Here is a 23,211-nt window from a genome sequence, read left to right as displayed (position 1 = left end):
TTTACTCACCCCAGTCACTTGGTTTACCAAGCTCCCGGGGCTTCGCGCAGTTGCCGCCTTGATGCAACTTGAATTATTTAGGGTATCCACCCCATACCAGCATGGGGTTACAACGCAACTTACGCGCCGTTTTGATTTTCTGGGGCAATCAGCGGTGCGGCATCGTCGAAATACGGCTGTGGCTGGTTGGTCAGCTTGGAAAGAATGCTACCCAACTTCTGACGCATTTCCGGGCGACGCACGATCATATCGATCGCACCCTTTTCAATCAGGAACTCACTGCGTTGGAAGCCCGGCGGCAGTTTTTCACGCACGGTCTGCTCGATCACGCGTGGGCCAGCAAAGCCGATCAGCGCTTTTGGCTCAGCGATATTGATATCGCCCAGCATCGCCAAACTAGCAGAAACGCCGCCCATGGTCGGATCGGTCAATACCGAAATGTACGGCAGACCGCGTTCTTGCATTTTGGCTAATGCAGCACTGGTTTTCGCCATCTGCATCAGCGACATCAGCGCTTCTTGCATACGTGCGCCACCACTGGCAGAGAAGCAAACCAATGGGCAGTTATCTTCCAACGCCTGCTCAACCGCACGCACAAAACGTGCACCGACCACGGAGGACATGGAACCGCCGATAAAGGCAAATTCAAACGACACGGCAACAATCGGCATACCATAAAGCGTGCCTTTCATCACAACCAATGCGTCTTTCTCGCCGGTCGCTTTCTGTGCAGCCACCAGACGATCTTTATACTTTTTGGAATCCTTGAACTTCAGAACGTCTTTCGGCTCCAGTTCGCTGCCCAGTTCAACCTCACTCCCTTCATCCAATAAGGTATGCAGACGCATACGCGCAGTCATACGCATATGGTGGTCACACTTAGGGCACACTTCCAAGTTACGTTCCAGCTCGGCGCGGTAGAGAACCTGGCCGCAGCTATCGCATTTGGTCCAAACCCCTTCAGGAATACTCGCCTTACGGGTTGGAGTTACATTGCTTTTGTTAAGAATTCGTTCAATCCAGCTCATCGATGACCTTTCTGTTTGAACCTGGCACGCGCCAGTCCGCTGTTCAATCCCCCTGAAAACACACCTACTGAAAGCACTATTTGTGCAACTTCAATTTCAAGGTTGTTACAGGAACGGATCTTAAATGTCGCTCATTAAACCATATCGGCTCGACGCTGTGGATAAAAAACTGGTCGAACCGACAGAGTTATCAGATGTTTTTACTGTTTTTGTTGTGTCGTGAGCGTGCTGCTGCCCGTTTGTGTCGCCAAACTTCAATCACGCCCGGCAAAATCGACACAATAATAATCGCGACAATCAGCAATTTCAGATTTTCCTGTACGAAAGGCACGTTGCCAAAAATATAGCCCGCATAGGTAAACAACAACACCCAAAGCAGTGCGCCAATCACGTTATAAGCAGCAAAATGGCGATAGGACATATGCCCCATACCAGCAACGAACGGCGCAAAGGTGCGCACGATCGGCACAAATCGCGCCAGAATAATGGTTTTACCGCCGTGTTTTTCATAAAACTTATGGGTTTTATCCAAATAGCTACGACGGAAAATTTTCGAATCTGGGTTACTAAACAACTTTTCACCAAATAAGCGCCCAATGGTGTAGTTCACCGCATCACCAATAATCGCGGCAATCACCATCAGTACCACCATGGTGTGAACGTTCAGATCGTTAGAGGGCAATGCCGCCAAAGCACCGGCGACAAACAATAAAGAATCGCCTGGCAGGAACGGCGTCACAACCAATCCGGTTTCACAAAACAGGATCAGGAACAAAATGGCGTAAACCCAAACACCGTACTGCGCCACCAACGCCGCTAAGTGCACGTCAATATGCAGAATAAAATCAATAACAAACTTAATGATGTCCATAAATTCTCACTTGTTACCCACGGCAACATGCCATCGGCGAAGATTCAATTTAATTTAGTCGTCGGCGAGGAATAGCGGCCCCATCGAAGGCTGGGGTAAAGCAAAGCGTTCAGGGTAATCAACCGCCACCAGATACAGTCCTTCCGCCCGCGCCGTCGCCGCCGCTAAATTGCGATCTTTCAGCTCCAGCAGTTCTGCCATCCAACTCTCATCCTGATTACCACAACCAATCTCCATCAGGCTGCCCACAATGTTGCGAACCATATGATGAACAAAGGCATTGGCCTTGATATCTACTACGATATAAGCACCGTGGCGAGTAACCTTAACGTGCTTTACATTTCGCCACGGAGTATTGGACTGGCACTGCACCGCGCGGAATGAAGTGAAGTCATTCTCACCGAGTATTGCCTGCGCCGCACTATGCATCCGATCGGCATCCAACGGATGATAAAAGTGGGTCACCCCCTGCTGTAATACCGCTGGGCGATAGCGATGATTAAAGATGATGTAACGGTAACGGCGCGCCGTCGCGCTAAAACGCGCATGAAAATCATCGGCCACGTCAGTAACCCAACGCACTGCGATATCCGCTGGCAAATGAGTATTGACTCCCATCGTCCAAGCAGCATCTTTACGCTGTACAGTGGTTTCAAAATGCACGACTTGCCCGGTAGCGTGTACACCCGCATCGGTACGCCCAGCACACAATACGGTGATCGGCGTATCGGCCACTTTACTCAGGGCTTTTTCCAGACATTCCTGGACGCTCGTCACATTCTGTTGGCGTTGCCAACCGTAATAGCGGCTACCGTCATATTCAATGCCCAGCGCAATTTTACGCACTGGCGTTTCGACCACTGACATTAGTACATCTGCTCCTGCACCAAACGCTCAGCAGTTTCGATCGCCATCAACGCGCCACCGAAACGCACGTTATCGGCCACCGACCAAAATTGCAGCATTTCAGGGATGCCGTAGTCATTACGCAGACAACCGATGCTCAATACATCGCTGCCAGAAGCTTCAGTTACCTGCGTCGGATAATCATCTTCTTCGCTCAGTTGAATGTCTTCGGCTTGTTCCAGTTCTGCGCGCGCTTCTTCAGCGGCCAATGGACGCAGTGCTTCCAAATGAACTACTTGCGCATGACCATAGAATACCGGTGATTGCACGCAACTTACGGCGATAGGTAAACCTTCGTCCTGCAACACTTTGCGTACCTGATCGACAATCAAACGCTCTTCACGCACACTGCCCTGCTCATCGGCTAACAGTGGCAACACGTTGAACGCCAATTGCTTAGAGAAGAAACCTTCTTCTGCCGGGATACCGTTCAGCAAGCGTGCGCTCTGCCCAGCCAAATCATCCACCGCCGCTTTGCCACGGGCAGAAACCGACATCAACGTCGTGACATGCAAACGAGAAAGCCCGGCTTGTTCAGTCAGCGGCTTGATCGCCGTCAGTAATTGGCTAACCATGCTGTCGGCGACGGCAATAATATTACGGTTACGGTAATCGGCCAGCACCTGTGGGTTCACACCCGGCACCACCAACGGCACGTCCGGCTCTAACGCGAACAAACCACTGGTATCGATCACTAAACAACCCATGTTGCCCGCTTCTTCCGCATAACGTGCGGCGGCTTCGCTACCCGCGACGAAGAAGGCCAACTGCGCTTGTGACCAGTCGAACTCCTCAACGTTTTGCACCAAAATCGATTTGCCATTGAAACGCACTGTAGCACCGGCGCTACGTTCGCTCGCTAGCGGATAGAGTTCGCCCACCGGGAACTGGCGTTCTTGCAATAATTCCAATAACGCTTCACCTACGGCACCAGTAGCGCCGAGCAGGGCAATATTCCAGCCGTCAGACATGGGGTTTTCTCCAGAGAAATTCATACAGATAGACGGTGAAGCCACCGTCTAGATATTTACTTTAATGACAATTGCTTAACGCAACCTTAGGCGATCACAAAGCCCAGTTTATGCAACAACTCAGCGCTTGCGCTGTTGTCACACTGAACGCACAGTGAGGACCACTCGCGACGCTCCTGATAGAACTTACGCAGGCGATCAAATTCACCCGGCAGACCTGCCACGTGACGCAATGGCGCATCGTCGCGGCGCACATCATACACCAAGTGCATCAATCGTTTTAATTTGCCTTCATCGACCGCGCCGTTGAAACGGATATGGCTAAACTCCGGCACTGGCAGCAGTGAAGTCAGTTCAATGTGCTGTGGATTGCCCAAGTGCTGGCTATAAGCCTCGAACACCTGCGTAGTGCCGCGCGCTTTACCTTCCAGCGTATAACCGGCGATATGTGCGGTGCCAATATCCACCAAGTCCAACAGTGGCACAGAAAGATCGGGTTCCGGCTCCCAGACATCCAATATGGTGCTTAGCTGTTTGCCTTTTTCCAGCGCTTGCAATAAAGCCGCGTTATCAACCACCGCGCCACGGCAGGCATTGATCAGGATGCGATTATCTGGCAATGCGGCTAACAGTTCGGTATCCACCATGTGACGTGAACGGTAAGCCCCGGTTTTGTTCAGTGGGGTATGGAAAGTCAGCACATCGGCTTCTGCCACCAGCTTCTCTAACGGCAAGAACTCACCTGCATCACCGCGATCGGCACGCGGTGGATCGCACAGTAGAGTGCGTACACCCAACGCTTTCAGGCGAGCGTCCAGACGCGAACCCACGTTACCGACGCCAACGATACCCACGGTTTTATCACGCAGTTGGAAACCATCGCGTTCGGCTAACAACATCAACGCAGAGAAAACGTATTCCACCACCGCAATCGCGTTACAACCCGGAGCCGCAGAGAATCCAATACCGGCCTGTTTTAACCATGCGTCATCAACATGATCGGTACCGGCCGTCGCAGTGCCCACGAAATTGATACGCGTGCCAGCCAACAACTCTTCGTTCACTTTAGTGACCGAACGCACCATCAGCGCATCGGCACCCGCCAACGCATCCCGCGGGATCGGACGCCCCGGCACCGCTTGTACTTCCCCCAAACGACTAAACAGATCAACCGCATAGGGCATATTTTCATCAACCAGGATTTTCACTTCATACTCCAAGGTTTTTCGGATGTTGAACTGCTAAATAGTTTGCCACTGAATAGCCGAGAAACCTAGAGCCTAGCCATTAGGCGTAATTGTCGCAGACAGTTTGAACACGGACAGCGCAGAGGAACCGGAGCGTACACGCAGTACGTGAGGATTCCGAGCACTGCCCAGGTTCAAAATGGCAAGTAAAATAGCCTAATGGGTAGGCTCTTAGGCTCGGCGGAAACGTTCCGGCGTGGTGCCGGAAATTTGTTGGAACATCACGATAAAGGCAGAAGCAGAGCTATAACCCACCTCCAGCGCCACTTCTTGCACCGTATGGCCTTTTTCCAGCAGCGATATGGAATGTAAAAAACGCAAGCGCTGACGCCACTCGCTAAACGACATACCCAACTCCAGCTGGCAGCGACGCGAAAGCGTGCGCTCGGTGGTATAGACGCGGCTGGCCCACACCGCCAGAGAAGTGTTGTCTGAAGGATTGCGTTCCAGCTCTTGTAATATCGGCGCCAAAAATTTATCAGCAGAAGTAGGCAAGTAAGTTTGTTGGACTGGCGCTTGATTTAATTGATCAATAAGCACTCGACACAAGCGCAAATCGACTTTAGTGCTGGGTTCAAGAACCTTACGTGCCAAACAATCTTCAACAATGGCACTGAACACGACCGATACATTGAGCAAGCAGGCATATTTAGGCATCCCATGACACAGTGATTGTGCAATGTTGATGGTACGGAACAGCGCAGGTTTACGGTTATAACTGGCATGCACAACCCCCGGTGGCAGCCAAACGGCAAATTCAGGCGGCGCCAAAAAACGCTGTTCGGCGATATTCAACGCAATCACGCCACTTTTTACACAGATCACTTGCCCCCATGCATGACTGTGCGGCAAATATTCCGTATTAGCATTAGTTTCTTCACAGCGAAAAAACAGCGTGCGGGGTGTATCCACTCCCGCTGTTGGGTAGTTGCGTGTTTCTGACATAATTTAATGTTGTCTTGAATTAGCGAGATGATGTCTGATTATCACTATATATAACAAATCAGACACAGGTAGACTAGCCGACAGATTGAGCTTTATTGAGAATAATTATCATGAACGTACTTTTCCCTCTGCTTGCGGTACTGATTTGGTCAATGAATGCCGTAGTCAGTAAAGCCTCTGCCAGCGCTATCGATCCGGCGGCGATCTCTTTTTATCGCTGGTTATTGGCGTTACTCGTCCTGACTCCATTTGTCCTGCCGGGCGTCATCCGTCATTGGGCCGCAGTACGCGCTAACTGGTGGAAGCTGTTGATCCTCGGGTTGCTCGGCATGGTGTTGTATCAAAGCCTAGCCTATTACGCCGCTCACAGTGTCAGCGCGTTGTTTATGGGGATTCTTAACTCATTGATTCCACTGCTAACCGTAGTGATCAGCATTTGGTTGCTGCGCGTAGTGCCTACCGTTGGGATCGTTCTCGGTGGCCTGTTGTCATTAGGTGGTTTGATTTGGTTGGTCAGCACCGGGCAGCCGGGGCAATTGCTGGAGCATGGCATCGGTAAAGGCGAAGTCATGATGTTCGCCGCTTCGGCTTCTTATGCACTCTACGGCGTGTTGACCAAGCGTTGGGCGATCCCACTGCCGAACTGGCAGTCGCTGTATGTGCAGATTTTGTTTGGTGTGTTGCTGCTGTTGCCCAATTTCTTAATGACGTCGGATGTCAGTCTGAATAGCCAAAACATTCCGCTAGTACTGTTTGCCGGTATCCCAGCGTCGATCCTAGCCCCCTTCCTGTGGATTCAGGGCGTTATGCGATTGGGCGCGAATACCGCATCAATCTTTATGAATTTGGCCCCGGTATTCACCGCCATTATCGCCGTACTGTTCCTACACGAACAGTTGCACAGTTATCACCTGATCGGCGGCGGTGTAACGCTGTTAGGCGTGATGTTGTCCCAACGGCTTCGCACGCCATTGGGACACCGAAAAACTAACTCAGAAGCTTAAAACAGACTCTCACTAACAACCCGCCCAATGCCGTTGAAGTCAGCAGTTCCGGGCGGGTTCCGTGATAAGTCGTGATGTCTTTAACCAAGGCTAATCCCAAACCCGCCCCCGGTTGGGAGCCCACATTATCTAGACGACGGAAGGGTTGCAGCGCCTGTACAGTATCTTCCTGAGCAATACCCGGCCCACTGTCTTCAATTTCCAGTATGCATTGCCCTTGCGCTTCATCTATCAACAAACGGGCGGTCACGATCCCTTGCCGCGGGGTGTATTTCATCGCGTTATCCAGCAGATTGGCGCAAAGCTCTGCTAGAAGTAGCGCCTCACCGCCCACCCAACAAACCGATTCCCCTTCATAACCCAGATCGATTCGTTTACTACGCGCCTGTGGCAGACGAGAGAAACAGGCGTCGCGTAATACCTGCGCCAAATTGACCGGTTGTAATTTGCGGTCAGCACTGTGTTCATGCGCTTTGAGGCGAGACAAATAAAGCAAGCGATCGGTCAGTTCTACGGTGTTATCCAGTGTGGTCGTCATTGCCAGCAAGCTTTCGCGCCACTGCTGCGGCCGATCGCTGGCGAGCGCCACTGCGACCTGCGTTTTCAATACCGTGAGCGGCGTGCGTAGCTGGTGTGAAGCATCGGCGCTGAAGCGCTCCTGACGCGCCACCATCACTCGCAATCGTTCGATATAGCGGTTAAAAGCCAACAACAGCGGCTGCATTTCCGACCAGGGTAATACCATCGGTAATGGCGTCAACTCACCGGGATCGCGACGCATCATGATGCTGGAAAGTTTACGTAGCGGCTTTAATAACTTCTTCAATAAAACGTAGGCCAGCGCCAAAGTGAGCAACACCACCGTCCCCTGACTCAACAGGGCTGCCAATAACATCTGTCGTGCCAAATATTCGCGGGACGCCAGCGTTTCCGCGACCAAAATGGTCGCCATCCCCGTTACACCGGATTCGTTAATTGGCTGAAACAGTGCCGCCACGCGAATCGGTCTGCCACGGTACTCTGCATCATAAAAATGCACCAACGCCGGGTACAAGTTGGAGCGTGGAATGTATGCGGGCATATGCGGTAAATCGTCATAACCGGAGATACTGCGCCCTTGCGGCGAAATCACTTCGTAGTAAAGCTGGTCGTTCATGTTGCGCTCAAAACTGTCGAGCACCACGTAAGGCACATCCACCTCCAAGCGACCATTACGCACCACTAAGCGCTCCGCCACGGTGCGTGCCGACGCCACCAGCGTGCGATCATAAGCCAGCGTTGCCGCACTCATCGCACTGAAATAATGGGTATAAATCGAGATGCAGCCCAGTACCAGCAGCGGTAAACCAAAGAACAGGAGTAATTGGTTGGACAACGAACGTGGTGCGCTAAACCACTTCATTACTTAACTCCAGGCTATAGCCCAAGCCACGCAAAGTGATGATCGCCACGTTACTGCCCTGCAATTTTTTACGCACCCGATGCACGTACAACTCGATGCTTTCCGGGTTGGCTTCATCCGATAGAGTGAACACCTGTTCGAACAGTTGTTGCTTTGCCACCGGACGGCCACGGCGGTGAATCAGCGTCGTCAATACCGCCAGCTCACGCGGCGTTAATTGCAGTGGTTTATCATCCAGCAGGAAATAACCTTCATCGTGATAAGTCAGCGCGCCAAACTGCAACGCCTGTTGGGTCACGCCGACGCTACGCCGCAGCAGCGCCCGAATACGCGCTTCTAGCTCATCCAACTCAAAGGGTTTGGTGAGATAGTCATCGGCGCCCAAATTCAAACCTTTGACCCGATCCGCTACGTCGGTTCTGGCGGTCAGTAACAACACCGGCAAATCCTGCCCACGCTTACGTAAACGCGCCAATAACTCCAGCCCGTTCAAACGCGGCAGCGCCACATCCAACACCACTAACGCATAATTTTCATGCAATAACAGATGATCCGCCGCCAATCCATCCGGCGCCACATCCACCGCAAAACCCACGCCAGTCAGCGCCTTTTGCAGCCAATGGGATAATTCTGGGTGATCCTCAACCAGTAACAAACGCATAGGAATACCATTTCTTCGCTAGATATATTTAACACATCAATAACAACTAGCATGACACGGTTTCCACACCGAAAGAAGAGCGGTATCACCCTGTTTTTGCGAGGCATTCCGCATTTATAACAAGTTGTTAGCGCTGGGGTTCAATGATGATTTGGGAAAAGTACGATGGGAAATATCTCAATTGCAGGACTAAAATACCCGCTGAAATAATCGATATTAATAGCATTGAAATGGAGTGATTAATGGAAATTCGCCCAATTCATAATGAACAGGATTACCGTGCTGCGTTAAAAGTTATTTCTCCGATGTTTGATCATCAGCCAGAACCGAATACCCCAGAAAGTGATTTCTTTGATGTGATGGTGCTTTTGATTGAAGCCTACGAGACTGAACATTATCCCATTGAACCACCTGCTCCGGTTGAAGCGATCAAGTTTCGTATGGATCAAGCTAGGTGACCGCCAAAGGTCGGTAAGCGGCTATCGGTGGAGTGAGCCGTGTTTACAAGATCCTCAACCTGACACTACCGATGATCTGGAAACTGCACCAGATATTGGGTATTTCGGCAGTACATCTGATTAAACCGAGTAAATGGCACCCTAGATGTTCTGAATGTCCACTCCTAGCACGAAGTAACTCACAGCCACATCAACAACGGCTATGAGCAAGTAGCGGAAGATTATCTGATGATTTACATAGTGGGTTTTCGGGTCGATCTTAACTCTTTCACAACAGAGTGTGGCAGGCACCGACCATAGATGATTGAGGAGTAATCGCGACCTGTATCATCAATTATCTGACAACGGGATTGGAAAAGCTCGCCTAAGGTTGAGCATTCATACAACAGAGCATTTTCAGCATTAGCGTTAAAGTCGATCGTAATGCTAGCATCACTTACCCAAGAGTCAGGAACTTGCTGTTTTCTCAACAGGTTTTCGAACATGCCTGTGTAATAATGCACAATATAACTTTGCAGATTAAAGATGGTGTCGGTCTTAGATATGGTAAGAGAAAATCTCATTGAAGTGAGACCGCTATCGATAGCGAATGATTTTAACTGGCCAATAGACCAGTATCCTCTAAAGTCGTTGTTTCGACTAACAAAACTCCCATTGAGAGCGTTAGCTATGCCCTGAAGATCAATTCGGCGTGCCATTGCTATTCCCTGATTGCTTATCAAAAACCATAATGAGCAACTGTAAACTCTATTGATACCCCCACACCAATCTTTACTGTGCCTTTTCGTGGTTTTGCACTGCCATCAGTAATTAACATGCAACAATATTCGTTACGTCCGCTGGCACTCAACAGCCAATTGAAGAGACGTCATGTCTACTATGAGCGAGGAGCAAATAATGTGGCCTGCTAACCACGTAGTTATCTCTATATTCTGCTGATCACAAAAACCACTTACGCGCTGTTCTCTTATCTGTTCTCCGGGATTTACCCGGTCTGCTGTTTCCTCTGGGCAATCTGCGCATGGATAAACTTTACAGCACAGGCGGCTTCGCTCTCGGAAGTAAAAACCCTATCAGGAATAACAATACAGCTATCATTTCGCATGTGAATAAATATAAACCCACCTTTTCGGTAACTCGTTTTGATATGTTCCCAGTACACTCGTCCGGTAGCTGAGTTGGTGATATTTTCGACAAAATACCGGGTAAGCTTCACTCTCTGAGTAATCTCATCATCAGTCTGCTCGGCGGCCTCATTTTTTTTCATGGCCTTGATTAAGAGCGTGTCCTGAATGTTAAATAATGCCAGCGACAGCCCGAACAGCGCCAGCAGAATGATATTTATCACCCGGGTTCGGGCCATCAGACTGTCATCATGTGGGGCATCAATAATCTGCATAATCATCTGTAGCAAAGTAAACATCGCCGCAAAAATGAAAATATAACCTGCAGCTCGCTTGATGAAGCCAATATATTCGTAGGGCTTAATGCTCTCTTTCTTATATGTTTTTATCAGTTTGCCTGCTTCGGTGCGCTCAAGCACTGACATTGAAAAATCAACGACAATCCGGCTTTTTGTTATCATCTGACATCTCCCTGTTTGTTTTCGACTCAATGTTCCCTGATAATATCAAACCTCACAACCCTGAAATAGTGGTAGGTTCAGGAGCATCACGGTATCATTGCCCCTTCTACATGTCGTTGTTCTTGGTTGTACATACCTCACCCGTAATTACCCGCAAACCCTGTTGATACCCCCTTTGTCTTATTCCGACCAGCGGTAAGCCAGATAAGAACCACTTGTAAAAATGGGAAATATCCCACTCCAAGACTGTTTTTAAAAAGTAAGGGATTAGCAGGTAGCTTTGAGCGAGAAGCGGATGTTGATTGCTTGAAAAAATGTCCGGAAAACTGTTGCCAGATCAGTACTACGACTTGCCTCATATACATTGATGAGTTAAAAATGGCGTGAATTTATTTAATGCACGCCAATATTTTTATTTATTAATTACCTCAATTAATGTTTCGAACAGATCTTTGAACGCCGAAAAATCAAGATCTTTAAATGTATCATCCTGTCTTAGAACTGCGTTCGCGAAGTCATTTTTGGACATAGCTAAAGATTCCCCGGAAATATTAATTACTTCAGAATCGACTATGCAGTCGTTTTTTAAATTGTTTTTACCTCTTATTTTATTATGATTTTGAACCCCAATTTGGATGTCTTTAATTAGTCTCCCACTATCGTTGAACTGACTTGAAATATAAAGGCGACGGCCATTTTCATTTTGCCTAAATAAATCATTATCTTTATACATGAATTCAATACATATGCCATCATGATAGTTTCTGTGCTCTGGTTGAGGTATAGTTATAGCATACACATTGTTACCTAACTCATTTATTCTATTCTTACTATATTTCTTACCATTTCCTTCATCTCGATCAAAAATGCCAATAATTTTTTTATTATTCGAAACTTGAGCTACATTTGTTAAAAAATTATTAAGTTTATCATCTGAAAATGATGCATCTTCATATTCGTGAAAAGCAAAGTCCAATTCTGTAAACTCGCCTTTATCCTGGAAGTGTGATAAAGCTGATTTTATATGTTTCCAATCAGTTTTTCCTTCGGTTACAACTAATGTTCTTGTGGAGTTATAAATCTCACTTTCTAAAATACTTAAATTTTCTCTAATATCCTCGAATCTTTCGATGAAAATGGAATAAGCTGTTTGTAGTTCCTCGAAATCAGATTCATCAATAATCTCACCACCAGGCGTACTGATAATTTGATAGTTTAAATTGAAGATATCTTTCATTCCAAGCAGGAAGAACGGTGAGTGACTTGTAATGATAAATTGAACTTTAGGAAAAAGACTTAAAAGTTCAGGGACAGCCTTTTTAGCGTATTCTATATGAAGATTCAGATCGATTTCATCAATTATCACGAGACCTGTTATTTCGGTGAGGTTTAGTTTCTCTGCATTTGATACGGCATCGAAATTTTTTATTATAGAGCAAAATAACGCAACGAGCATCGCCTCACCAGATGACATATGAGAAAATGTAGGGGAGATTGTTACATCTGTATTAGAGCCTTGCTCTCGTATAATAACAGATATTTTCCTGCCTGATTCTTTACTACTAATGCCAAATCGTGCTGATACTAAATTAGGTATTTTTGATTTTAATATAGTGGTGAGAACTTTGTTTATTAGCAATTGTATTTGTGTATTTTTCCCTTCCTTTACCTCCATCAAAGTTCCATTAATAGGATGATACGTCCCGCCAGCTAATATGAAAGGTTGTACAGGAATGATCTGCTTTTCATACAACTCTGAATCTAATATTACATCCAGAATCCAAGATTCTATGGAGTTAATAACATTTATTTTTATAAAGTTGTCAGTGTTTTGGCCTACATATGATTCTATAGTTTCAATTCGAGGGTCTGTTCGTTCGACTAACCATGCAGGGTTGTAATATCTATTTACTGGGAAGTATAGTATGGCATTTTTTGAAAATATACCTTTAGCCTCACCTTCAATTGATTTTGTGAAACCATTATCATTGAAATCGTGGTGGAAATTAATATTATAATGCTGAAGTAGCTTTTGGGTGTCACTAGGGGTGTGGCTTGTTATGTCGTTATAGACTATTCGATTATTATCGTCGAGGGTATAGGTTATTCTTACGAAACTAAATAATTGGCCTTCTCTTATATAATCTTTTTTGCCAGCCTTATAGTAAGAGTTATCCTTTGCCTCTGTGATTGAATGAAATTCAGAACGTTTAATTTGAATGAGTGAGTCAACTATACTGGAAGTAAGTAGTGTTTTACCCGAACCATTCTTACCAACAAGAACTACAGGTTTCGGGGTACCATCGTCATTAAATGGGAGCTCAATATTAAGTTTTAGGATGGCACCATAATTATCTATCTGAATGCTTTTTAAGTACATGAATACTTTCCTTTGATAATGTATGAATCTGACTCATATAACACTTGGGTGAAGTAAATAATACTAGCTATTGTATTAAGTTAGCATATTGCGCGCAATGTTTCCTCGCCATACCAGACCGTTTTATGGGACGCTTTTAATGCACCTTCAAGCCCCCTCTAACCTCAAGACAGACGGGTCGGATAGGGGGGATGATGTGAAGAAAGCACATGCAGATCTATGCAAGCCAGCTTCCCGTTGATTAATACATCCGGATGCTAGCAACGTCCGCTTCACGCCCTGAGACATTCGCCAAGTTATGTAGGATTCAGTCCGTAATAGTTTTGCTCATGTTGATTCCCGTCACCCCAAAACCGCTGATCTCATAAAGATGCCGGGCACGGACATTATCACCAGCAACACGGAGTCTGATCTGTTCAAAGCCTTTCTCAAGTAGATCCTGCTCAAAAGCGCGGAGGGTCTGTTTACCTAACCCATGGCCCTGACAGATGTTGAAGATGTGAAAATCGTAGATGAACACTGTACGCATGGCAGTATTTTGTTTGTACCAGAGATAGCCTACATGCTTACTGATGTTATCTGACTGTGCGATCAGGCAAAGTAACCTATGGTCAGGAGTATTAATGCCCTCTGGAAGTGCTTCAGCTATCTCCTGCTTCGCCCTTGCAACAGAATCATTCTGGGAAAGTCCGTAATTTGATCTAATTTCATTTGCGTAATCAGCAAAAAAATATTCAAGATAATCAGGGTACTCATTTTCAAGCATTAAGCGGAACGAAATCATCTCTGTCTCCATGGTGATGAATACTGCTGAAAATTATAAAAATACTCATAACGTCTACGAAGCTGACTCGTCAATATTTTTTATTTATTAAGCTGACCGGTACCCGATGGTTAAGATGCGATAGTATTTCAATATCCGCTACTGGCACAGAGCCGTCCCCCCAATCCCTCCCCCCTCACAGCGACCTACATCACATCCCGGAAACTTTTCCCTCGGTTGAAAGGTAAATGAAAGGTTGCTGATTTAACAATTCAGCAACCCCGTATTTGCGGGAGTTATTTAAAACCAAAAGAACATATCGATGGGGAAGGTAATGAAAAAAATAATCACCCGCACTCTGACCGCTACCGCTCTGATGTTGGCTGTGACTCAAGCGTTTGCCATTGAAGCACCTAAGCGTACCGAATGTATCGCCCCTGCCAAGCCCGGCGGTGGTTTCGATCTCACCTGTAAGTTGATTCAAGTTTCACTTCAAGAAACCAAAGCTATCGATAAACCGATGCGCGTGACTTACATGCCCGGTGGCGTCGGTGCGGTGGCCTATAACGCTATCGTCGCGCAGCGCCCAGCCGAGTTCGGTACCGTGGTCGCCTTCTCCGGCGGCTCATTACTGAACCTGTCACAAGGCAAGTTTGGCCGTTATAACGTCGATGATGTGCGCTGGTTAGCGGCGGTGGGTACCGATTACGGCATGATCGCCGTGCGTGCCGACTCACCGTATAAAACCCTGAAAGATCTGATGGAAGCCTTTAAGAAAGACCCGAACAGCGTGGTGTTCGGTGCCGGTGCTTCCATCGGCAGTCAGGACTGGATGAAAACCGCACTGCTGGCACGTGAAGTGGGTGTCGATCCCCACAAAATGCGTTACGTGGCATTTGAAGGTGGTGGCGAACCCGTTACCGCACTGCTCGGCGGCCATATCCAAGCGGTATCCGGCGATTTGAGTGAAATGGTGCCTTACCTGACTGGCGACAAAATCCGTGTGCTGGCGGTATATGCCGACCAGCGTCTACCGGGACAGTTAGCTAGCGTGCCAACCGCCAAAGAGCAAGGTTATAACCTAGTCTGGCCGATTATTCGTGGCTTCTACGTTGGGCCGAAAGTCACTGATGAAGAGTATCAATGGTGGCAAGAAACCTTCACCAAGATGATGCAGACCGACGAATTCAAGAAGCAACGTGATTTACGCGGCCTGTTTGAATTCAACATGACCGGTAAAGAACTGGATGCTTACGTGAAAAATCAGGTCAACCAGTATCGCGAGCAGGCGAAAGCCTTCGGTCTGGCCAAATAACCCAGAGGGCATACCATGAGTGATCGTATTTTTGCTGGCATCTGGTTGCTACTGTGCATCGGCGGTTTGTTCGTCGGTTGGGGCATCCAGAGCGAATACAGCTATGAACCCTTGGGGCCTCGCCCCTTCCCACTCGCCATTCTCGGTCTGATGGCGCTCTGTTCCTTGCTATTGCTGCTGCGTCGTCCACAAGTGGTTGAATGGCCGCATAACAAGGTGCTGCAGCGTTTGCTAGTGATGGTGATCGCACTGGTGTTGTATGCCTGGGGTTTTGAATGGTTGGGCTTCCCACTGGCAACCGCGCTGCTGACTTTCTGCATTGCCTTATTGTTTGAAGCCACAGTGATTGCAGCGCTGGTTTCTGGTGCGGTGATGGGCGTTTCGTTGTTCTACGCCTTTGACCGCTTACTTGATGTCACACTGCCACTCGGCGTTTGGCTGAGCTAACGGGGGCGATGATGGAAACTTGGATGTATTTATCTCAAGGGTTCGAGGTGGCGTTAATTCCACAGAACCTGGTAATCGCTCTGATCGGTTGCTTCGTCGGTACGATTGTTGGTTTGCTGCCGGGTTTGGGGCCCATCAACGGTGTGGCAATTTTGCTACCACTGGCATTTGCTTTGAAGTTACCCGCAGAGTCGGCGCTGATCTTACTGGCAACGGTGTATATCGGTTGCGAATATGGCGGGCGTATCTCCTCAATCTTGCTTAACGTTCCGGGCGATGCGGCGGCGATTATGACCGCGCTAGATGGTTACCCCATGGCGCAGCAAGGGCGCGCGGGCGTTGCGCTGTCCATTTCTGCGGTCAGTTCGTTTACCGGTTCACTGATTGCTATCGGAGGTATCATTCTGTTCGCTCCTCTATTAGCGCGCTGGTCGCTGGCTTTCGGCCCTGCGGAATACTTTGCGCTGATGGTGTTCGCTATTGCCTGTTTGGGCAGCATGATGAGCCAAAATCCATTGAAATCACTGCTAGCGGCCTTGATGGGGTTAGGGTTAGCTACCATCGGTGTTGACGCCAATACCGGCGTCTATCGTTTCACTTTTGGCAGTGTGAATTTGTCTGATGGTATTCAGTTTATCGTGGTGGTGATTGGTTTGTTCTCGGTCAGCGAAATTCTGCTGATGCTGGAAAGTACTAGCACCGGACAAGCGTTAGTACGTAAAACCGGGCGCTTGCTGTTTAACCGTAAAGAAGCAGCAGAGTGCGTCGGCCCTACCCTGCGTTCTTCAGTGATCGGTTTCTTCGTCGGTATTCTTCCGGGTGCAGGGGCGACCATCGCCAGTGCGCTGACTTACATGACCGAGAAGAAAATCAGTGGCAACAGTGAAACCTTCGGTAAAGGGGATATTCGCGGGGTCGCGGCACCGGAAGCGGCAAACAACGCCTCAGCCTGTGGTTCGTTTATTCCGATGTTGACGCTGGGTGTTCCGGGTTCCGGCACTACCGCGGTGATGATGGGGGCGTTGACGCTGTACAACATTACTCCGGGGCCAGCGATGTTCACCGAGCAGCCGGATATCGTTTGGGGACTGATTGCGGCGCTGCTGATCGCCAACGTCATCCTGCTGATTATGAACATTCCGCTGATTGGCTTGTTCACCCGTATGCTAACCATTCCGCTGTGGTTCCTGGTTCCTGCCATCGCCGCGATTTCTGCGGTCGGCGTGTACGCGGTACACAGCACCACCTTCGATCTACTATTGATGATTGGGCTCGGGGTGTTTGGTTACATACTACGCAAAATGCATTTCCCGATGTCGCCGCTGATTCTGGGCTTCGTATTGGGAGAGATGCTGGAGCAGAACTTACGCCGCGCGCTGTCTATCAGCAATGGTGAGTTCGGCATCCTGTGGAGCAGCAGCATTGCACAAAGCCTGTTGGTGTTGGCGGTTGCCGTATTGATCGTCCCACCTATTCTACGTAAATTCCGCAAGCACCGCCGCTATACGGTAGAGGCAGCGAAAGCAGAATAACAACGATCATAAAAATAACGTCGCACGTAAGTTTGGGCTGGTTCAGTGATATGAACCAGCCCTTTTTCTATACAAGAACTAAACGCTAGCCCACCATAGTCGCGCTTTCATCCCCCAATAACTGGTCCAGCCGGTGGTGCTTTGCACTACCTTGCCCTGAGAGATAATCACAAACGTTGGTGTCACGTCGATTTGCCACTGCGCAGAGAGTGCACCACTTTCGTCGTTAACCACGGGAAATTGCACTTGTTTACGCGCCAGCCACTGTTTCACCTGTTGCTCGTCGCCGGAACGCAGTGCCACGGTCAACACGTTGCCGCCGTTGTCAGCCAGTTTGGCAACGTTCGGTGTCGTGAATTTACACACGCCGCACCAACTGGCCCAGAAATAGACCAGCAACGGTTTATCCTGACTCAGTTCCCCCAATGAAACGGGCATACCATCCAACGTATCTAGCGGCTGACTAGCGAACCCGGCAGGTTCCTGCGGTGCGCGTAGTAAATCCATCGCAAAGCCGATCCCGATGGCGATCACCAACAGGATCATCCCTTCACGCGCCCAACGTCGCAATTTAGCCATTGTTTGCCTTCGCTAACTGTTGTTTCACCAGCGCTTCCAGCTCTTCATACGAAACCGCGCCCGGCAGCATTTGATCGCCGACTAGCGTCGCCGGAGTCCCCTGCACACCAAATTGTTCAGCCAGCTCCATATTGCTACGCAGTGAGTTCATGCTCTGCTCGGTCAGTTCTGCCGGTTTCACGCCGGTTTTCTGCTGTGCGGCGCTAATGCTGGCGGCGTCATGCATGCCCTTTTTCGCCATCAGACGCTGATGCAATGCCCAGAACTGATCCGGGTGTTGTTGCCAAGTGGTCAAAGCAACACGAGCCGAACTCACTGAACTTTCCCCTTTGAATGGCAACAGTTTCACCACCAGCGCAACGTCTGGGTACTGTTTGACGATCTTTTCCAGCATCGGGTCGAAACGTTTACAGTACGGGCAGTTGTAATCGGTGAACGTCACCAGCGTCAGTTTAGGTTTCTGCGCGCCCATGCGTGGGCTGTACTTATCTTCATACAAGGCTTTGTAGTTTTGCTTGAGCGCCTGACCTAGCTGTTCCTCTGAACTCTGTTTCTGCCAAGCATCGGCAGCCTGCGCCAAAATGTCTGGGTTCGCCACCAAGGTTTCGCGGATCAGTTGCTGAATTCGAGCTTCTTGTTCAGGCGTAAATGGCGCAGCCGCCCAAACAGGAGTGGCGATCAACATCAGTAATACGAGTAGTTTTTTCATTGTTCAGTTCCTTTGGCACGAGATAGGGTTTGCAGCACAGCATCTTGGGTCAGTAACGGTGATAACACCGTACCGTCAGGATTGCCGGGGCCATAAATTTGATTGAAAGGTACGGCAACGCTGCCGCGATGCTTGAGGAAATCGCTGATTTCCGTTGATGGACGGCTCCAATCGCCACGCAGTGCGACCACATCTGGTGCACTCAGCGCTTTTTGCACGTCATCGCGCAGCAATACGTTGAATTTATTCGCTTTACAGGTCACACACCAGTCGGCGGTGACATCAACAAACACCCGCTTATTCTGTGCTAGCGCCTGAGTGATGGCTTGTTCAGACAGCGGTTGCCAATTGATATTGTCGTGTAACGGTTGTTTCCACAGATTAGCGGTGAGCGAACCGGCGAGTAACACCACGCCGCCGCACACCAGTACACTCGCCGTGACGATGCCAGCTAACCGCGCACCATGTTGCCGCCAGAGGGTCAGTAATAACCCAAGCAGTAATACCACCGCGACGATCAGCGTTGCCGTTTCACCAATATGGTTGCTCATCAGGCTCAACAACCACAGTGAAGAGGCCAGCATCAGTAAGCCCAACACCATGCGCATGGTGTTCATCCAGCGCCCCGGTTTTGGTAGGCGTAGCGCCAGCGTTGGCCAAGCGGCGATGAGTAGCCACGGTAGGCTCATACCAATGCCTAATGCGACAAACATGCCCCACAACACCGGCAGTGGTGCCGCCAATGCAAATGCCACAGCAGTGCCAAGGAACGGTGCCGAACACGGCGTTGCTAGCAGCGTAGCGAATGCCCCCTGCCAGAAATGTCCGCTCAGACCATGTCCGTTGTGGGTCGCCAATTTGGTGTTCAATGAAGAAGAAAGTTGCAGGTGGAACAGGCCAAACAGGTTAGCGCTGAACAACAGCGTTACCAGTACCATAAAGCCGATAAACCACGGATTCTGGAACTGAATGCCCCAACCCAACGCATGGTTACCCAAGCGCAATACCGTCATCAGCAAAGCCAACGCCATAAACGACGCGACGATGCCAAACGATGACGCAAGGAACTGCATCCGTACACTGCGACGATCCTGATGTTCGACTTGCAAGATAGAACCGAGTTTCATCCCCAGCACCGGTAATACGCACGGCATCAGGTTGAGGATCAAACCACCGGCTAACGCCATCAATACAGCCTGCCACAGAGAGAAGTTCGCCGTTGTCGGTAACGATAATGGCGAACCGATCGGCAAGGTCAACTCTTGTGCAACACCACCGTCACTGATCACCAGTGTCAGCGTTTTACCACGCAGATCAGGTGCACTGTCCCCCCAACCATCGCTGACCGGCACTCGCGCTTGCATCTGTTCGCCCACCACCTTGACCGAAGGTTTAGCCAGATCGGCGTCTTCCATGGTGTCGAAAAACAGCTCAGGTTGCTGCCAACCGGCGGCACGTTCAGCACTGATTTGCAGTTCACCCTGCTGATAGCCCACTTTGATACTGTCTACCAGACCACTCGCGATCGGCACTTGCCCCCTCGCTTGGGCAAAGTCGTGATTAAACTGCCCATCGTTCGGCATGGTGAGATCCAGACTAAACGGATAGTCAGTCAAAATGCAGACATTGCTACAGGTCGAGAGTGTCAGAACCCCCGCCAATGAGTTAGGTTGCGCGCCTTTTATCACCATCGGCAAATCGACCCGATCGTGATAGCCCTGAGTGGAAATGCCCGCGACATCAAAACGCTGTGGCGTTGGCCAGTACCAAACGGGCGCGGGAACATCGCCCTGCCATTTAATGGCGGGAGCGATGCCGCCTTCGCCAGGAGAACGCCAGTAAGTTTTCCAGCCTTTTTGCAGTTCAACCGTGAGTAGCACGCGGGTTTCACCGCTTACCGAGGTGTCGGCACGCAGTCTGACTTGGGCGTGATCATTAGTGGGGCTTTGCAGCCAGCCGCTATCTGCCGCCTGTGATGCAGGTAGCCATAGCAGTAACAGGCAAGCAAAAGCCAGCCTGATGATATTCAACATGTTTTACTCCATAAATAGTTAATCAATACACCGTATACGACGGAGGATTAACTCATTCACGGAACACGCATAATCGTAGATGTACCCTAAGGGTAGTCGGTGAAATGACTCTAGGAGGGGGAATGCGCAAACGCGCTGCCATGCTGGGTGCCAGCAAGGCTAATAACAAACCAAGGCTTAACAGCACGGTTTCGAACATCACGGGTGGCGCTGCCAGCAGTGATTTGGCACTCAGTTCACAAGGCGTTGGATTATAGGCTTCAGCGCCGTCATCACTCACTGATTGGCTGGCAACCGGTATACCGATGGCTTGTTGCAACGCATGCAAGCCCGCCATGCGCTGCGTAGCGCAAATAAGCACCACTAGGCATGCCAAGCATAAAAACCATTTTGCAATCCGCTGCTGTTTAACCATTACGTCCTCAGACCTGAATCTGCGCCTATCTTAACGACAGATGCACGATAAGCAATCATTTGCCTGTAAAGAAATGTCTATGGGTAGTATTGATGACCGTGATTTACAGGTATCATAGTGGAATTGCCCCACACCTGCGCTTTTCGCCGGGTATGACTGTTTTCTACACTGCGAAGGACTGGTGATATGCAACCTCTGAGTGGCCCCGGCACACCAAATACACTCGACCACTCCCCGACGACGGCTAAGCCCCCTGCCTCGGACGATCAACCGCTCTCCCCAACCCAACGCACCACGTTGGAAAAACTGATCGTCAAAATTATGGCGCTTAGCCCTGCTAAATCAGCAGAAATCTGGGCGACGTTACGCCACGATTTAGGCACGACTAACAGTAGCGAATTATTAGCGCGCCATTTCCAACCGGCCGAGCAATTATTGCAAGGGCGTTTAGCGCAGGCGCAGCAGAATCATGCGAGTCGCCAGTTGTTACAACAGCTCACCGAATTACTGTCGCAAGGTAATAACCGACAAGCGGTCAGCGATTTTATTCGCCAAAAGTTTGGTCATACGGTACTGAGCCAATTGAGCGCACCGCAGTTACAGCAAGTGTTGAACCTGCTGCAAACTGGCACGCTAACCATTCCGCAGCCGCAGCAAAGCGCCAGCAGCGAGCGGCCACTGCTACCTGCAGAACATCAGAGCCTGCAACATCAGGTGACCAAACTCAGTGCGGCAACGGGTGAGTCTCCGGCCAAAATCTGGCAAACGCTGTTTGATTTAGCGGGAGTGAAAACCAACGATCCCCTACCCGCCAAGCAATTCCAACTGCTGCACCAGTTCCTGCAAGTTAAAGTGGCGCTGAGCCCGCAAACCGCACCTACGCTGAACAATTTACTGGCGGAGCTGAAACAACCGGCAGATCAACAAGAACAGCAACAGTTAACCGATTACTGTCAAACGCGCTTCAACTGCAATAGCAGCGCCCCGCTGACTCATGCCCAAATGAGTGATGTCATCAATCAACTGTTTGCCCGTCGATTGGAGAAAGCCGGTCATATCGCACCAATCCACGGTGACGATAGCCAGATCCAACCGCTACTCAATCCGCTGATCGCCGTGTTGCCAGAATCACTGCAAAAAGTGCTGAGCAAACCGGCAGCGCTGGTCGTGCTCTTGATCATCGTGGGTTGTTTACTCGCACTGATATTTTAATTCATTAACGGGGGTGTCATTTATTCGTCACCCCCAAGTTTATTCAACAGAATAATAAGTGACAGTTTGTTTGTGCCATCAGCTAAAATATAAAAAAATAGATTACATAGGCAATAAATATTACTCTTTGAAGATTAAGGTTAATTAGCCAAAGAAAATTACATTTTTATAAAAAAACATCTTTAGCAATAATTTACTCCACTCATTTTTATTAACCCTGCACATAGAATCCAGCCTTCATCACATAACGGAAGGCCACTCATGAAACCTATTGCTAAACTCACTTTTCTCGCTGCCGTATTTTTAACATCCACAACCTTGACCTATGCGGCAGAACCTCAAGAAACGAGTAGTTTCGCCCAAGAACTGCACCTAACCAAAGAACAACAACAAAAGGTTCAAGTTCTACGCGATCAACTCGATACTGAATTAGGTAATATTGACACCACCCAAATGGAGCAAAGCACCATTCTTAATGTCATTAGATCAGGTGAATGGGATGAAGCCGCAGTCAATGAAAAACTGACCGATGTCGGCAAACTGGAATATGAATCACGTTATTACAATGCCAAGTATTTATTCGATGTGAATAAATTGCTGACCACAGCACAACGCAGTGAACTACGGAAAATGCTCCAAGAAGGCGCAGCCCAGCAATAACCCATCCGTTAACTCTACAGGTTGCAGTCAACCGCACTGCAACCTACCTAACGCTGGAAAAACAGGCATTCAGGTCAATAACCTCTTT

Annotated in this window: 22 protein-coding genes and 1 pseudogene; 7 read left to right on the top strand and 16 right to left on the bottom strand. The window is 49.0% G+C overall.

The features are described 5' to 3' along the window. Positions 1 to 119: 119 nt before the first annotated feature. From accD to AC3ISQ_RS07755, 6 genes are all read right to left on the bottom strand, one after another. Positions 120 to 1,028 (bottom strand): acetyl-CoA carboxylase, carboxyltransferase subunit beta, encoded by a 909-nt coding sequence (gene accD, locus AC3ISQ_RS07780; protein ID WP_489352050.1) that lies wholly within the window; start codon positions 1,026 to 1,028, stop codon positions 120 to 122. Between the two features lie 190 nt (positions 1,029 to 1,218). Further along, positions 1,219 to 1,899 (bottom strand): DedA family protein, encoded by a 681-nt coding sequence (locus tag AC3ISQ_RS07775; RefSeq protein WP_489352048.1) that lies wholly within the window; start codon positions 1,897 to 1,899, stop codon positions 1,219 to 1,221. Between the two features lie 54 nt (positions 1,900 to 1,953). Then, positions 1,954 to 2,766: a tRNA pseudouridine(38-40) synthase TruA gene (truA, locus tag AC3ISQ_RS07770; RefSeq protein ID WP_489352046.1), complete on the bottom strand. Its 813-nt coding sequence runs from the start codon at positions 2,764 to 2,766 to the stop codon at positions 1,954 to 1,956. Beyond that, the gene (locus AC3ISQ_RS07765) at positions 2,766 to 3,776 is read right to left on the bottom strand and encodes an aspartate-semialdehyde dehydrogenase (RefSeq protein ID WP_489352044.1); all 1,011 of its coding nucleotides are present in this window, start codon (positions 3,774 to 3,776) and stop codon (positions 2,766 to 2,768) included. The genes truA and AC3ISQ_RS07765 overlap by 1 nt, the downstream gene beginning before the upstream one ends. Positions 3,777 to 3,862: 86 nt before the next feature. Then, positions 3,863 to 4,984, bottom strand: coding sequence for a 4-phosphoerythronate dehydrogenase PdxB (pdxB, locus tag AC3ISQ_RS07760; RefSeq protein ID WP_489352042.1), 1,122 nt, complete (start codon positions 4,982 to 4,984; stop codon positions 3,863 to 3,865). 210 nt (positions 4,985 to 5,194) lie between these two features. Further along, on the bottom strand, positions 5,195 to 5,968 hold the full coding sequence (locus tag AC3ISQ_RS07755) for an AraC family transcriptional regulator (protein ID WP_489352040.1): 774 nt from the start codon (positions 5,966 to 5,968) through the stop codon (positions 5,195 to 5,197). A gap of 110 nt (positions 5,969 to 6,078) precedes the next feature. Here AC3ISQ_RS07755 and AC3ISQ_RS07750 point away from each other — a divergent pair, with 110 nt between their 5' ends. Continuing rightward, on the top strand, positions 6,079 to 6,972 hold the full coding sequence (locus tag AC3ISQ_RS07750; protein WP_489352038.1) for a DMT family transporter: 894 nt from the start codon (positions 6,079 to 6,081) through the stop codon (positions 6,970 to 6,972). On the opposite strand, the gene AC3ISQ_RS07745 is transcribed toward AC3ISQ_RS07750, so the two are convergent. Both AC3ISQ_RS07745 and tctD read right to left on the bottom strand, forming a co-directional pair. Beyond that, complete coding sequence (locus AC3ISQ_RS07745) at positions 6,956 to 8,374, bottom strand: sensor histidine kinase (RefSeq protein ID WP_489352037.1); 1,419 nt, start codon at positions 8,372 to 8,374, stop codon at positions 6,956 to 6,958. The two genes, AC3ISQ_RS07750 and AC3ISQ_RS07745, sit on opposite strands and share 17 nt — an antisense overlap. Further along, positions 8,361 to 9,035 (bottom strand): transcriptional regulator TctD, encoded by a 675-nt coding sequence (gene tctD, locus AC3ISQ_RS07740; protein WP_489352035.1) that lies wholly within the window; start codon positions 9,033 to 9,035, stop codon positions 8,361 to 8,363. The genes AC3ISQ_RS07745 and tctD overlap by 14 nt, the downstream gene beginning before the upstream one ends. 242 nt (positions 9,036 to 9,277) lie before the next feature. Here tctD and AC3ISQ_RS07735 point away from each other — a divergent pair. Continuing rightward, positions 9,278 to 9,699: pseudogene (locus tag AC3ISQ_RS07735) on the top strand (helix-turn-helix domain-containing protein). Positions 9,700 to 9,726: 27 nt separating this feature from the next. On the opposite strand, the gene AC3ISQ_RS07730 reads toward AC3ISQ_RS07735, so the two are convergent. The 4 genes from AC3ISQ_RS07730 to AC3ISQ_RS07715 all read right to left on the bottom strand — a co-directional run bounded on the left by AC3ISQ_RS07730 (position 9,727) and on the right by AC3ISQ_RS07715 (position 14,242). Then, on the bottom strand, positions 9,727 to 10,191 hold the full coding sequence (locus tag AC3ISQ_RS07730; protein ID WP_489352033.1) for a hypothetical protein: 465 nt from the start codon (positions 10,189 to 10,191) through the stop codon (positions 9,727 to 9,729). A 287-nt stretch (positions 10,192 to 10,478) separates the two neighbouring features. After that, on the bottom strand, positions 10,479 to 11,078 hold the full coding sequence (locus AC3ISQ_RS07725) for a YcxB family protein (protein ID WP_489352031.1): 600 nt from the start codon (positions 11,076 to 11,078) through the stop codon (positions 10,479 to 10,481). A gap of 412 nt (positions 11,079 to 11,490) precedes the next feature. Beyond that, entirely contained in the window at positions 11,491 to 13,458 is a 1,968-nt protein-coding gene (locus AC3ISQ_RS07720) for an AAA family ATPase (protein ID WP_489352029.1), read from the bottom strand. Between the two features lie 307 nt (positions 13,459 to 13,765). Continuing rightward, positions 13,766 to 14,242, bottom strand: coding sequence for a GNAT family N-acetyltransferase (locus tag AC3ISQ_RS07715; RefSeq protein WP_489352027.1), 477 nt, complete (start codon positions 14,240 to 14,242; stop codon positions 13,766 to 13,768). A 313-nt stretch (positions 14,243 to 14,555) separates the two neighbouring features. Here AC3ISQ_RS07715 and AC3ISQ_RS07710 point away from each other — a divergent pair, with 313 nt between their 5' ends. From AC3ISQ_RS07710 to AC3ISQ_RS07700, 3 genes are read left to right on the top strand one after another with little or no spacing between them, the layout of a single operon-like run. Next, positions 14,556 to 15,536 (top strand): Bug family tripartite tricarboxylate transporter substrate binding protein, encoded by a 981-nt coding sequence (locus AC3ISQ_RS07710; RefSeq protein WP_489352025.1) that lies wholly within the window; start codon positions 14,556 to 14,558, stop codon positions 15,534 to 15,536. Positions 15,537 to 15,551: 15 nt separating this feature from the next. Next, entirely contained in the window at positions 15,552 to 15,983 is a 432-nt protein-coding gene (locus AC3ISQ_RS07705) for a tripartite tricarboxylate transporter TctB family protein (RefSeq protein WP_489352023.1), read from the top strand. Between the two features lie 11 nt (positions 15,984 to 15,994). Further along, a complete protein-coding gene (locus AC3ISQ_RS07700; protein ID WP_489353182.1) occupies positions 15,995 to 17,515 on the top strand; it encodes a tripartite tricarboxylate transporter permease in 1,521 nt (506 codons plus the stop codon). Between the two features lie 78 nt (positions 17,516 to 17,593). Here AC3ISQ_RS07700 and AC3ISQ_RS07695 read toward each other — a convergent pair whose 3' ends face one another. The 4 genes from AC3ISQ_RS07695 to AC3ISQ_RS07680 are packed head-to-tail and all read right to left on the bottom strand — an operon-like array spanning position 17,594 to position 21,251. Continuing rightward, the gene (locus AC3ISQ_RS07695) at positions 17,594 to 18,094 is read right to left on the bottom strand and encodes a protein disulfide oxidoreductase (RefSeq protein ID WP_489352021.1); all 501 of its coding nucleotides are present in this window, start codon (positions 18,092 to 18,094) and stop codon (positions 17,594 to 17,596) included. Next, entirely contained in the window at positions 18,087 to 18,803 is a 717-nt protein-coding gene (locus AC3ISQ_RS07690) for a DsbA family protein (protein ID WP_489352019.1), read from the bottom strand. The genes AC3ISQ_RS07695 and AC3ISQ_RS07690 overlap by 8 nt, the downstream gene beginning before the upstream one ends. Further along, positions 18,800 to 20,836: a protein-disulfide reductase DsbD family protein gene (locus AC3ISQ_RS07685; protein WP_489352017.1), complete on the bottom strand. Its 2,037-nt coding sequence runs from the start codon at positions 20,834 to 20,836 to the stop codon at positions 18,800 to 18,802. The genes AC3ISQ_RS07690 and AC3ISQ_RS07685 overlap by 4 nt, the downstream gene beginning before the upstream one ends. A 52-nt stretch (positions 20,837 to 20,888) precedes the next feature. Continuing rightward, positions 20,889 to 21,251, bottom strand: coding sequence for a copper resistance protein (locus tag AC3ISQ_RS07680; protein ID WP_489352015.1), 363 nt, complete (start codon positions 21,249 to 21,251; stop codon positions 20,889 to 20,891). A gap of 186 nt (positions 21,252 to 21,437) precedes the next feature. Here AC3ISQ_RS07680 and flk point away from each other — a divergent pair, with 186 nt between their 5' ends. After that, a complete protein-coding gene (flk, locus tag AC3ISQ_RS07675) occupies positions 21,438 to 22,463 on the top strand; it encodes a flagella biosynthesis regulator Flk (RefSeq protein ID WP_489352013.1) in 1,026 nt (341 codons plus the stop codon). Positions 22,464 to 22,724: 261 nt separating this feature from the next. Continuing rightward, on the top strand, positions 22,725 to 23,123 hold the full coding sequence (locus AC3ISQ_RS07670) for a Spy/CpxP family protein refolding chaperone (RefSeq protein ID WP_489352011.1): 399 nt from the start codon (positions 22,725 to 22,727) through the stop codon (positions 23,121 to 23,123). Positions 23,124 to 23,211 lie beyond the last annotated feature (88 nt).

It is taken from the genome of Serratia sp. KH_031 (genome assembly GCF_057839655.1).
Note: the sequence above shows the minus strand (reverse complement) of the source record. Positions and strands in the feature narration are given on the sequence as shown.